12 protein-coding genes are annotated in these 12,718 nt (G+C 56.5%); 3 read left to right on the top strand and 9 right to left on the bottom strand.

Annotated elements, in window-relative coordinates; all coding sequences use genetic code 11:
* Positions 1-225 precede the first annotated feature (225 nt).
* Entirely contained in the window at positions 226-1,983 is a 1,758-nt protein-coding gene (locus tag ACR0IU_RS05030) for an adenylate/guanylate cyclase domain-containing protein (RefSeq protein ID WP_480715464.1), read from the top strand.
* 287 nt (positions 1,984-2,270) lie between these two features.
* Positions 2,271-3,530 (top strand): DEAD/DEAH box helicase, encoded by a 1,260-nt coding sequence (locus ACR0IU_RS05025; protein ID WP_480715463.1) that lies wholly within the window; start codon positions 2,271-2,273, stop codon positions 3,528-3,530.
* Between the two features lie 112 nt (positions 3,531-3,642).
* Here ACR0IU_RS05025 and mltG read toward each other — a convergent pair whose 3' ends face one another.
* The 7 genes from mltG to fabD all read right to left on the bottom strand — a co-directional run bounded on the left by mltG (position 3,643) and on the right by fabD (position 9,981).
* Entirely contained in the window at positions 3,643-4,800 is a 1,158-nt protein-coding gene (gene mltG / locus ACR0IU_RS05020) for an endolytic transglycosylase MltG (RefSeq protein ID WP_480715462.1), read from the bottom strand.
* On the bottom strand, positions 4,801-6,066 hold the full coding sequence (gene fabF / locus ACR0IU_RS05015; protein ID WP_480715461.1) for a beta-ketoacyl-ACP synthase II: 1,266 nt from the start codon (positions 6,064-6,066) through the stop codon (positions 4,801-4,803). It lies immediately after the preceding gene.
* 204 nt (positions 6,067-6,270) lie between these two features.
* Positions 6,271-7,014, bottom strand: a complete 744-nt coding sequence (locus ACR0IU_RS05010) for a 1-(5-phosphoribosyl)-5-[(5-phosphoribosylamino)methylideneamino]imidazole-4-carboxamide isomerase (protein WP_010442089.1) — start codon at positions 7,012-7,014, stop codon at positions 6,271-6,273.
* A 123-nt stretch (positions 7,015-7,137) separates the two neighbouring features.
* Complete coding sequence (locus tag ACR0IU_RS05005) at positions 7,138-7,677, bottom strand: GNAT family N-acetyltransferase (protein WP_480715460.1); 540 nt, start codon at positions 7,675-7,677, stop codon at positions 7,138-7,140.
* 139 nt (positions 7,678-7,816) lie between these two features.
* A complete protein-coding gene (locus ACR0IU_RS05000; RefSeq protein WP_008756330.1) occupies positions 7,817-8,050 on the bottom strand; it encodes an acyl carrier protein in 234 nt (77 codons plus the stop codon).
* A gap of 209 nt (positions 8,051-8,259) precedes the next feature.
* The gene (gene fabG / locus ACR0IU_RS04995) at positions 8,260-8,997 is read right to left on the bottom strand and encodes a 3-oxoacyl-[acyl-carrier-protein] reductase (RefSeq protein ID WP_480715459.1); all 738 of its coding nucleotides are present in this window, start codon (positions 8,995-8,997) and stop codon (positions 8,260-8,262) included.
* A 45-nt stretch (positions 8,998-9,042) separates the two neighbouring features.
* Complete coding sequence (gene fabD, locus ACR0IU_RS04990) at positions 9,043-9,981, bottom strand: ACP S-malonyltransferase (RefSeq protein WP_480715458.1); 939 nt, start codon at positions 9,979-9,981, stop codon at positions 9,043-9,045.
* A gap of 172 nt (positions 9,982-10,153) precedes the next feature.
* Between fabD and ACR0IU_RS04985 the strand changes: the two genes are divergently transcribed.
* Complete coding sequence (locus tag ACR0IU_RS04985; RefSeq protein ID WP_480715457.1) at positions 10,154-11,383, top strand: cytochrome b/b6 domain-containing protein; 1,230 nt, start codon at positions 10,154-10,156, stop codon at positions 11,381-11,383.
* Between the two features lie 52 nt (positions 11,384-11,435).
* Here the strand turns inward: ACR0IU_RS04985 and ACR0IU_RS04980 are convergent, their stop codons facing one another.
* Both ACR0IU_RS04980 and ACR0IU_RS04975 read right to left on the bottom strand, forming a co-directional pair.
* Complete coding sequence (locus ACR0IU_RS04980) at positions 11,436-12,008, bottom strand: YceI family protein (protein WP_480715456.1); 573 nt, start codon at positions 12,006-12,008, stop codon at positions 11,436-11,438.
* A 126-nt stretch (positions 12,009-12,134) separates the two neighbouring features.
* The gene (locus tag ACR0IU_RS04975) at positions 12,135-12,653 is read right to left on the bottom strand and encodes a hypothetical protein (protein ID WP_319544826.1); all 519 of its coding nucleotides are present in this window, start codon (positions 12,651-12,653) and stop codon (positions 12,135-12,137) included.
* Between the last annotated feature and the right edge of the window lie 65 nt (positions 12,654-12,718).

Genomic DNA, 12,718 nt, shown 5'->3' with positions numbered 1-12,718 from the left:
TCTAGCATGACACAACCTATACGAGAAACCGCTCGCAAAGTCAAGGCTTCATGCAACAGCCGCAACACCCAACGTACTATAAATATTACTTTTTCTTAAACTCTAGCCAAGAACTGGTCCGCCATTCCAGCGTCATCTCAGGCCGATCACCCTATGACACTTGGTAATATCGGCATCAATTCGTAACCTATACGCATCGCGTATCATCTATGGGGCATCGAAACGATGACAGTCGCATTAGATCAAAAGCGTTTCGCTGCCATTTTGGTCATGGATGTCGTTGGGTATTCGCAACTAATTGAGGCGGATGAACTGGGAACCGTGCGAGCGGTGCGGAGTCTACGAAATCGGATCATCCTCCCTGCATTAGAGGCATCGGGAGGGAGATTGGTCAAGACAATGGGCGACGGGTTCCTGGCTGAATTTGGTACAGCAGATGCAGCTATGACTTCGGCGCTCGAGATTCAAAATGCCTGCGTTGAACAAGCACGCGCGGTGCCAGTAGATCGGCGACTATTCCTGCGCATAGGCGCCCATATCGGCAACGTCATTATCGAAGGTGAAGACATCCTCGGCGATGGTGTCAATATCGCTGCCCGCCTCGAAGGGCTAGCACACCCTAGCGGCATCGCGGCTTCTTCCGAATTTGCGCATGCCCTACAGAAAGGTCTTGTTGCTCATCTGGATCAGGATGGGCAACACACCGTTAAGAATATCTCGCGCTCACTGACAGTATGGCGTTGGGCAGCGGATCGTGAATTGCAGCATACCGAGCCCAATCAATCTTTTTCCCCGCCAACGGTTGCTGTCCTTGCGTTTCTGGATCACGCTCCTGATCCCGACCAGTCATTCTTTGCCGAAGGTCTCGCCGAAGACATCATCTCTGCTCTGCAACATATGGGCCGCCTCCCTGTTATCGCCAGCGCGTCGAGCCTCATTATCGATCCCGCTCTTTCGCCGCAGGATGCGGCGCGCGTTCTAGGTGCCCGATATTTGGTCAAAGGAACGGTTCGGCGCGCTGGCAAGCGCATTCGAGTTACAGTTGAGCTGATCGAGGGTGACACCGGACAATCACTTTGGTCCGAAAAGTATGACCGTGATTTCAAGGATCTTTTCGGAATCCAAGACGATATCACTTTGCGCGTTGTCACCGCGCTCGATGTGGAACTGGTCGAGGGTGAGATTGACCGCCTGCGCCAGCAGAGACCACGCCACTTGGGCGCTTGGGAACTCTATCTGCGTGGCATGGCAAATCTGCGCAACGCGGCGCTGCAGGACCTCAAAGAAGCGCAAAGGGACTTTTGTGCCGCCATCGATATTGAGCCGGACTATGGCGAGGCCTGGGCGGCTCTAGGTTGGGCCTACCTAAAAGAGTATGGCTTTGGCTTGTCGAAGAACCGTGACACCGCCCTCGAAAATGGGTTCGATGCTGCGCGAAAGGCTCTGTCTCTTTCTAAAAAATCGCCATTCGCCCATTACGTTATGTCCACAGCCTATGTCTGGCGCGGAGAAAAAGAACTCAGCCTCAATGAGCTTGAGCATGCAATTCGGCTGAATCCCTATTTCACCCGCGCAAAAGTCGCATATCACAACCGAAAGGAATTGGCCGATCCTTCACAGGGATTGGAAGCCGCCGAAGAGATTCGAAAGGCGCTAGCTCTTTCACCGCGCGAACCTGACCGCGCATTTTATTTCTGGTCCATCGCACGCATCAACCTAGTGGCAGGTGAAGCGTTTGATGCACTTGACTGGGCCGATCGCGCTGTCAGCACACGCCCGACCGACGCCAATATGGTGTATCGTCGTGCGATCTGCCTTGCAGCGCTTGACCGGGTGGACGACGCATCAAAAGCTTTGGTCACGTGCGAGCAGCTTTCACCTGGAAGTGTCGCGCGCCTTAGTAAATGGTGTCCGTATGAGGACGAACGGGACGACATCCTTTTTTCTGGCCTGGTGCGCCACGGGTTAATCGATCGCAGTTAAACCAGTGTTTTACTGTCTCATCTCCGTAATGTTTGCTTGACAATCGTTCTTCCAACCCGCATGTGCCCCTCAAACAGCGCTACCGCGTGAGCACGTGGGCGACACCGCCCCCCAACAGCGCCCGATTCACCCATAGTTCCCCATCACGCAGGGTTCTTGACGCGGCAACCAGATGCTGCAGGAAACGCCTGCGCGTCCTGAGGTTTCGCACAACCCCTGCCGGTCGCGGATGCGGCCCATCACGACTTGCCCGTGGGCCATTGCCTCGGGCTGCAAAGGATAGTTATTTGTTCGACTTCGACATGCTGGGCCTCGCGCCCGCTCTGAATGATGCGCTCAAACGCGCCAACTTCACTCAACCGACCCCAATCCAGAACCAGGCGATCCCTCTGGCGCTGAACGGTCACGATATCCTCGGCCTTGCGCAGACCGGTACAGGTAAAACACTGGCCTTCGGTCTGCCGCTGATTGACCACCTGCTGGCTCAGCCCGGTAAACCTGCGCCAAAAACCGCCAAGGCGTTGATCCTTGCGCCCACACGCGAGCTGGTTAATCAGATCGCCGACAGCCTGCGCAACCTGACCAAAAAGACCAAATTGCGCGTTGCCACCGTGGTCGGAGGCCAATCGATCAACAAGCAAATCATGTTCCTGTCTCGCGGCACCGATATTCTTGTCGCCACTCCCGGTCGCCTGATTGACCTGATGGATCGCGGCGCGGTCGATCTGGGTTCGGTCCGTCATCTGGTGCTGGACGAGGCGGATCAGATGCTCGACATGGGCTTCATTCACGCTCTCCGCCGCATCGCGCCGGAACTGGGCACGCCGCGTCAGACCATGTTGTTCTCGGCCACGATGCCGAAACAGATGGAAGAGCTCAGCCAGGCCTATCTGACAAACCCTCAACGGGTGCAGGTCTCGCCACCCGGTAAAGCGGCAGACAAGATCACGCAGTCGATCCACTTTGTTGAAAAGCCTGCAAAACCCGCCAAACTGCGCGAGATCCTGTCGGCAGATATGGACGCCCTAACGCTGGTCTTCTCTCGCACCAAGCACGGGGCCGAGAAACTGATGAAAGGCCTCGTTGCCGATGGTTTCAACGCAGCCTCGATCCACGGCAACAAAAGTCAGGGCCAGCGTGATCGCGCGATCAAGGCTTTCCGCGCGGGCGAGATTAACGTTCTCGTCGCAACAGACGTCGCTGCGCGCGGCATCGACATTCCGAGCGTGGCTTACGTGATCAACTACGACCTGCCCGAAGTGCCCGACAACTATGTCCACCGCATCGGCCGCACCGCCCGTGCAGGCCGCGAGGGTGAGGCCATCGCCTTCTGCTCGGCAGAAGAGGTCGACCTGCTACGTCAGATCCAGAAGCTGATGAAGATCGAGATCCCGGTCGCCAGCGGTGAGATGCCCGAAGCCATCGCACCCAAGAAATCCCCACGCCGTCCGAACAATCGTCGTCGTGGCCCGAAACCTCAGCACTCCGGCGCACCGAAGCCGGGCGGTCAGAAACGCCGCCGTCCACGTCGCGCCAAGGCGGCCTGAACAAGAAACGGCCCGGTCGAATGACCGGGCCGTTTCTTTATTGAGGCTATGAATTCAAGTTGTACAAGTCGGACAACATGCGTTTCAAACCTGTACTAGGCGGACGATCAGATCAGTTCCCTGAATTTCGCTCTGCCTCGATCTCGCGCCACTTGGCAACGTTGCGATTGTGCTCTTGCAGGGTCTCGGCAAAGGCATGACCACCGGTCCCGTCTGCAACGAAGAAGATGAAATCCGTGTTGTCAGGTGCCACCGCAGCCTCAAGGCTCGCAAGACCCGGATTGGCGATCGGGGTGGGCGGTAACCCCTCGATGACATAGGTGTTCCAAGGCGTCGCGCGGCGCAGTTCGCTTTGCCGCAATCCGCGACCCAAGGTGCCTTGCCCCTTGGTCACGCCATAGATCACGGTCGGGTCAGTCTGCAGCCTCATACCTTGGTTCAGACGATTAACGAAAACGCTGGCCACTTGGCCGCGCTCTTCCTGTTGACCCGTTTCTTTTTCGATGATCGAAGCCAGAACCAGCATCTCTTCAGGGCTGTTCAAAGGCAAACCGTCCTGACGCCCCTCCCACGCCGCATTAATTCTAAGCTGCTGTTTTTCCTGCATTTCAGCAAGAATTGCATTCCGATCTTCACCGGGTCTGACCTCGTAGCTATCAGGGGCCAACATCCCTTCGGCAGGCAATTCGGCCACTTCACCGGTCAGCAAATCCATCGCTTTCAGCGACTCGACAATCTGCCAACTGGTGACGCCTTCGGCCAGAGAAATGCGATAGCGCGTATCCGCCTCGCTGCGTTTTTCTGCATAGGCTTCAGGCGCTTCCTCTTCACCGACTACGAAGGATGCGACTTCGTCGAAATCCAGCGTCGCCGGGTTCAGTTCGCGCACGCGGGTCTGCATACGGGTCACACCGATGCGGTATTCGATTTCGGTCCCGCAGGTGCTGGCGCCGCTATGGGTTATGTCGTCGACGATTTGTTCCATCGACGCGCCTTCGCGAACCAGAAAACTACCCGCTTTCAGCTGCTGAGATTTGTCTGCGTAATCAGCAGCTAAGCGGAAAATCAATCCGCTGCTGATTGCCCCCTGATCCTCTAGATCACGGCTGACTCTTGTCATGTTAGAGCCCGGCTTTACCTGCAGGCAGATCGCAGTTTCTAGGGGACCTTCGGACTTGTATTGCGACTGCCCCCACAGGATGACGCCACCCATCAGGAACAGGCCAACGATCAGAATAGTCAACGCGTTCGAAGCGAGCGCTCGCCACATTTAGCTGACCTTTCCGAAGATCACACTTGCGTTGGTGCCGCCAAATCCGAACGAGTTTGACAAGGCCACATTGATCTCACGCTCGCGCTTGGCATTCGGGGCCAGATCGATCGGAGTTTCAACCGCCGGGTTGTCCAGATTGATGGTCGGCGGGGCGACCTGATCGCGGATCGCAAGAATCGAGAAGATTGCCTCAATCGCGCCAGCAGCGCCCAACAGATGACCGGTGGCCGATTTGGTCGAGGTCATGGTCGCGTTGCTGGCGTGATCCCCTAGCAGGCGCTCGACCGCGCCCAATTCAATCGTATCCGCCATGGTCGAAGTGCCATGCGCGTTGATGTAGTCTAGGTCCTTCGGCTCAAGCCCCGCGCTGCGCAGCGCTGCTTTCATCGAGCGTTCGGCCCCGTCGCCATCCTCAGACGGAGCAGTGATGTGATAGGCGTCGCCGGACATACCGTAACCCAGCACCTCCGCGTAAATTTTCGCACCACGAGCTTTAGCGTGTTCGTAATCCTCAAGAACCACGATACCCGCGCCCTCACCCATGACGAAACCGTCGCGGTCAATATCATAGGGGCGGCTCGCCTTCTTCGGATCATCGGCATATTTGGTCGACAAGGCCTTGCAGGCGTTGAAGCCTGCGATACCGATTTCGCATATGCAGCCCTCGCCGCCGCCCGCGATCATCACGTCTGCATCTCCGGCGCGGATGATGCGGCTGGCGTCGCCGATCGCATGGGCACCGGTCGAGCACGCGGTCACGACCGAGTGGTTCGGCCCCTTAAATCCATGCCGGATAGATACCTGACCCGAGGCCAGATTGATCAGAGCGCCCGGAATAAAGAACGGTGACACTCGACGCGGACCCTTGTCACGGATCAGATTTGCTGTGTTGGCAATCGACCCAAGCCCGCCAATACCCGATCCGATCAGAACGCCCGTGCGCAGACGGTCTTCTTCGTCCTCGGGCAGCCAATTGGCATCCTTGCAGGCCATCTCGGCAGCCGCGATCGAATAGAGGATGAAATCCTCAATCTTGCGCTGCTCTTTCGGTGGCATCCAATCATCGGGATTGAACGTCCCGTCGGTGCCATCTCCGCGCGGCACTTCGCAGGCATAGGTCGTGGTGACCCCGCTTTCCTCAGCGTCGAAATGTGTGATCGGGCCTGCACCGGACTCGCCGTCCAGCAGCCGCGACCATGTTTCCTCAACCCCACTGGCCAAAGGAGTGACCAATCCAAGACCGGTTACGACGACTCTGCGCATGAAGTGCCTCTTGCCTGCTTCCTGTTATGAGAACCGCTCATACCCCGGCCCGGGGTGCGGGGGCAAGAGCAACGGCAGAATCTGGCTCGGTATCCCCAAACCGGAAATCGTTCAAAACTCTGCCATGTAATCTAAAATGCGTGAAAAAGTGAAAACCCGACCGACATCAAGTATATAACGGCCGGGTTTTCTGTTGCGCTATGTTTACTGGAATTCAGCGACCGGCTCATGCGCCGATTTTGCAACTTCCAACGCTTCGGACAAATCAACTGTTTTGCGGAACAGTGCGCGACCAACGATTGCACCTGAAATATTCGATATATAGGCAAGGCGCGAAATATCATCTGCAGTACGGACGACGCCGCTTGCAATGATCGGTGTGCGTGATTTCTCGGCGAGACCCGAGATCAGCCCCAGCTGCGCCTCGACATCTTCCATGTCGCTATCGATGTCAGTGACCAAAATGGCCGCAAATGGTGTATCTGCAAATGCTTCAATGAACGCTTCCGGTGTAAAGGCGCTCTGGCTTCGCCAACCTTCGGTCATCACCTGGCCTTGCCAGACATCAACCGCCAATACGATCTGATCAGGATACAGCTTAGCCAGTTCTTTGACCAATTGAGGGTCCCAGGCCGCCAACGTCCCGATTACGATTCGTCCAGCGCCTTTGTTGATCCAATATTCAACCTGCTCGCGCGTCCGCATGCCACCGGCCAACTGCACGGACATCTCGGACGAACGAATGATCTCTTCAACCAGCTCTGCATTGGTGTCACGTCCTTCGATGGCATCGAAGTCCGTCAGTTGCATCCATGCTGCGCCTGCAGCCGACCAGCTTCGCGCGGTCTCTACCGGATTCACATGCCAGATCATCGCGTCATCCAGACGCCCCTTGTCCAGCGTCACACAGCGACCGTTCTGTAGTTCCATCGTGGGATAAATTCTCATGAGCCTTTTCCTCCGCTCACTCAAATGGCAATACCACGATACCATATCTCCGCCGCCCCTCCCATCTTTTCCCGGGATCGGCAAAGTAAATGCCGTTTGCGGCATCGCTCAAGCATAAGCGTTTCAGACCCGCGTCGGAGGCCCATCTCGGCGAAACAAATGAACCGCCGTGTCAAGATACTCTGCCTCACGCAGCAGCTTGTAGCCCAACTTCTCAGCCAGTCGCTGAGACGTTGCGTGGTCGGCATCAATTAGCGCGACAAGCGGGCCGGGTATGACGCGATCGAACCAGTCATGCGCAGCTTGTGCGGCCTCGCGCCCGTACCCCTGCCCTTGCAATTCTGGGTCCAGAACCCACCCTGCTTCGGGGAAGCCATCAAAATCTTCTCCAAGCTCGCGGTTGCCGAAAAAGAACCCGGCCTGCCCGATCAAAGTGCGATTCGATTGCAGCATCACACCCCATTGACCGAAACCGGTCATCTGCCAGTGGCCAGCGTTGCGCAAGAAGGAATCCCAGGCCTCGCCACGCGTCTTCGGGGTGCCACCGATATGGCGCACAACTTTCGGATCACGCCAGATCTCGGCGAAACGGTTGAAATCCTCGGGGCGCATCGCACACAAGGTCAGACGCGCCGTATTGATCATCGGGATGGATCTTATCATGCCCTTACCCGCTCATTTTTTGCCTCAAGCGCCAGATTGCGAATTCTCAACAGATCAAGGCAAGTGCGAATTACGTCAGGCAAAAAAAAACGGCGCTTCCGTTGCCCGGAAGCGCCGCTTTTGTCTTCGAACGATAAGCTTAGGAAGCTTCGCTGATGAATTTGACCGCGTCGCCAAAGGTCTGGATGGTCTCGGCAGCGTCGTCTGGAATCTCGATGCCGAACTCTTCTTCGAACGCCATTACCAACTCAACGGTGTCCAGGCTGTCTGCGCCCAGATCGTCGATGAACGAGGCGTTTTCAGCAACCTTGTCCTCTTCAACACCCAGGTGCTCAACAACGATCTTCTTTACGCGATCTGCGACGTCGCTCATGTCTATTCCTCATTTCATTTCAGGGCTGTCCGCCCGGTTCTGCCCTTGCCCGTTCGGGATGGACTGGTTTTGCCCTTTCCGGGCGGTTTGGGTCCCGGGTCCCCGGGAAATCAGAGAACCGGCCCTTGGACCGGTTCCTGCGCATATGCGCCGCCTATAGCACAGACAACGCACAAGGCAAACGCTTTCGCATCCGCCCCGAATTGCGATTACAACATGGCCATACCGCCATTCACATGCAAGGTGCTTCCGGTAACATACCCGGCTTCGGGGCTTGCGAGGTACAGAACGGCGGCTGCGATTTCTTGCGGATCGCCCATGCGGCCAGCCGGAACCTTGAGCAGCAGACCTTTCTTTTGCTCATCTGTCAGCTTCTCGGTCATGGCCGTGGTAATAAAGCCCGGAGCGACCGCGTTCACAGTGATGCCGCGGGTTGCCACCTCATGCGCCAACGCCTTGGAAAACCCGATCATCCCTGCTTTAGATGCAGCATAATTCGCTTGTCCCGGGTTCCCGATCGCAGCAACAACGGACGAGACATTCACGATCCGACCCCAGCGCGCTTTCATCATGCCCCGGATCACGCCTTTGCACAGCTTCATCGTGGCAGTCATGTTCACGTCAATCACGCTCTGCCATTCTTCGTCCGACATGCGCATGAACAGGTTGTCGCGCGTGATGCCTGCGTTGTTGACCAGAATGTCCACCGAGCCCATCGCCTCAACCGCCTGTTTCGGCAGAGCCTCGACAGCTTCGGAATCGCTCAGGTTACAAGGCAGGACATGGGCGCGTTCACCGAGGCTCTCGGCCAAGGCTTGCAGAGGCTCCACGCGCGTTCCGGATAGGCCAACTGTGGCACCAGCGTCGTACAGCGCGCGGGCGATATCGCCGCCAATGCCACCCGAAGCGCCAGTGATCAGCGCATTCTTACCTGTCAAATCAAACATCTATGTTTCCTCTCTGGCCGCCGAAATCCGGCGACTGTCCTTTGTTTATGCGCCGGGGTTAACGGCTTTTTGTACATCCTCGGGCGCCCCGACCGCTGTGCAGGCCAGTGCACGATCGATCTTGCGGATCATGCCCGTCAAAGCTTTGCCCGCGCCGATCTCCCACGCCTCAGTCACACCCTGCGCGACCATGTACTGCACACTTTCGCGCCACCGAACCGAGCCGGTGACCTGTTCAACCAGCAACTGACGGATCACATCCGGATCAGTCACAGCCTCGGCGCGCACATTGGCGATCAGCGGCACGGCAGGTGCCTTGATTTCCACAGAAGCCAAAGCCTCCGCCATTACATCTGCCGCAGGCTGCATCAGCGCACAGTGAAATGGAGCACTTACCGGCAACATAATTGCGCGTTTGGCGCCTTTTTCCTTGGCGATCTCGGCTGCGCGCTCAACAGCGGCCTTTGAACCAGACACGACAACCTGCGTTGGATCATTGTCATTGGCAGCCTGACAAACTTCTCCCTGCGCGGCCTCTTCGGCCACCTGACGCACTGCTTCTAGGTCCAGCCCCAGGACTGCGGCCATTGCGCCTTCACCTACCGGTACAGCGCTTTGCATCGCCTGTCCGCGCGTCCGCAACAGCCGTGCGGTATCAGCAACCGACAAAGCACCGGCAGCGGCCAAAGCCGAGTATTCACCCAGCGAGTGTCCCGCCACAAAGGATGCCATCGAAATTGACGCCCCTTCAGCCTCCAGTGCACGCATCGCTGCCATCGATGTCGCCATCAACGCAGGCTGGGCATTTTGCGTCAGCGTCAATTCAGCAATATCGCCTTCCCAGATCAGATCGCTCAGCTTTTCGCCCAAGGCCTCATCGACCTCATCGAAAATGGCGCGCGCGGCGGGATAGGCCTCCGCCAGTGCTTTGCCCATTCCGATGGTCTGGGCACCCTGCCCTGGGAAAACGAATGCGCGTGTCATTGCAACCTCATGGATGACGTTAGATTGCGGCGGGGTGTAAACTGACTGACGACGCTGCACAAGCGTTGCATGCGTTCTGCATCAGGACACCTTGACTGTGCATTTCTCCGCCTTGTGTCCGCACAGCATCCCTTTAACTTACCCGCAACCCAGAAATGCGGAGAGCTAAACAATGCCCCTGACAAATACCCAGTCCAGCTATGGTGGTGTAACCAAAGCATTTCATTGGTTGACTGCACTGCTAATCCTAACGGCTCTGCCACTGGGTTGGTTCGCGAATGAACTGGCCCACGCGATATATGATCCAAACATCCGAACGACCGAGGATGATATCGCCCGCGCCGCCCGGCTATTTTCGTTGCATAAGACCGTGGGGGTCACCGTGTTCTTCGTAGCTATGACACGAATCCTCTGGGCTCTAACCCAAACAAAACCCGGTCTGCTCAACGCCGATAACAAGCCCGAGGCCTTTGCCGCCGAAACCGTGCACTGGTTACTCTACGGCTCGCTGGTATTGGTTCCACTCAGCGGCTGGATCCACCACGCCACCGCCGAAGGCTTTGCCCCAATTCTCTGGCCGTTTGGTCAGAACCTGCCGTTTGTTCCAAAATCGGCATTTCTCGCCGAGCTAACCGCCGCCTTTCATTGGTTATTCATCTTGGTACTGGCCGGATCGCTCTTGCTACATATCGCGGGCGCGTTGAAACACCATGTCGTGGATAGAGACAGCACACTGCGCCGCATGCTGCCGGGTTGGTCCGAGGCGCCACAGCCACCAGCACAGCACCATTCGACCGTACCCGCGTTTGCCGCTTTGGCAATATGGGCTGCGGTGCTCGTCGGCGGCTGGGCCACTGGCGAATTTGACGACCACGGCAAAGCCTCGGTGGACACTGCAGAGCTTGAAGATGTCCAATCAGAGTGGGAGGTTGAGGAAGGCACCCTCTCGATCACGATTTCCCAGTTGGGGAGCCCGGTGACCGGTGAATTCGCCGACTGGACTGCGGCGATTGCGTTCGAGGACCCCACCGAACCGGGACTGGCGGGATCGGTCGATGTGACCATTGCAATCGGATCACTTAGCCTTGGTACGGTCACCGATCAGGCGATGGGTGCGGATTTCTTCGACAGCAAGACATTTCCCACCGCTCAATTCAAAGCTGACCTTTTCAAAACAGAAACAGGTTACGAAGCACGTGGGCCTCTGACGATCCGGGATAAATCGGTTGATGTTGTTCTGCCGTTCTCCCTGGAGATTGCGGACGACGAAGCGACCATGTCCGGCAATCTGGAGCTCAACCGCATGGAATTCAACGTCGGCACATCGCAACCCACTGAAGATTCGTTAGGATTCACTGTCGTTGTCACAGTTGAATTGACGGCAGAGCGCGACCAAGAATGAAAAAACCGCCGGAGAGTTGCCTCCGGCGGTAATAGAGTTCGTCAACGTCGGATTAGTCGGCCTTCTGGGCCTCTACCGAAATGCGAACCTCGACTTCGTCGCTGACGAAGGGTGCAAACTGGCCAAGATCGAACTCGCTGCGCACCAGTGTTGTAGTGGCGTCAAAACCGGCCCAGGGTTTGCCCGCCATTGGGTGTTCGCCCACTTGGTTTAACTTGGCGTCCAGTACGACCGATTTGGTAACACCGTTCATGGTCAGATCGCCCGTAATGTTGGCAGTGTTTTCGCCGGTAACTTCAATACCGGTCGAGGTAAACGTTATCAGATCACCCTCAGTCACGCCGAAGAAATCTTCGGTCATGAAGTGGTCTTCACGCGGCTTCCAGCCCGTGAACATCTCAACAACGGGCATCGACACATTCACGCTTGAAGCAGCAGGATTCTCCTGATCAAACATGATCTCGCCTTCAAAGCCCGAAAACATGCCGTAGGTGGTCGAAAAACCTAGATGGTTGTAGTTGAAGATGACCTGGCTATGGCTTGGATCCAGAGTATATTTTTCAGCGCTGGCAATTGCAGTCGTGGCCGAAACAGCCAGAGCAGCGGCAAGAAGGGTGGATTTCATAACAATCTCCGCAATGGTGTTGTCGCAAACCGGGTGGGTTGCTCACCAACAAAAATGTGCTGCCCAAGGGCAGCACACAAGTTTTTTTGATTCACAGAATCTGTTCCTTTTTGAACAGAATAAAATTCAGGCGAAAATTGTTACGTTTTGGCTGAGTTGACCTTTCAGCGCTGAGCTGACATCCGCCGATTGTAGCGGCAGCTTCATCAGCAGGCTGCCATCCACATCAAACAATTCAACCTGATCATCCGCAAATCTTGCACCGCCCAGCGAGTCGTAGCTGCGGCGCAGAACCGTTTGCGGCCGACCGTTTTCATTTTTCTGCAAAATGCGAACTTCGCGGCGGATCGGATCAAAATAAGCATCTGGGCGTGAATCCATGACCTCGATGGTCAGCAGACTGACGCCAACAATCAGGAACATCATCGATGCGGCCAGTTTGATCGGCCAAACCTCGGCCCCCATGACAGAGCCAGGCATAAGCCACATTGAAAATGCCGAGAGGATCAGAAAAGCACCTACGACACGCATAAGAACCATCCGTGCGCGCCAGTTCGGCGCGAAGGTAATCAGAACGGGAACTGATTTCTCAAATGCTGCGCGAGACGCAGATTGTTCAAAAGTGTTTGTGTTCATGACGGCCATTGTCTTGCCCTGTCTAATTTTTCCAAACTGCCGGGTACTCCGGTCTTCATGAACAACCTCGGGGC

The sequence above is a fragment of the Ruegeria sp. CL5 genome (assembly GCF_056536485.1).
Note: the sequence above shows the minus strand (reverse complement) of the source record. Positions and strands in the feature narration are given on the sequence as shown.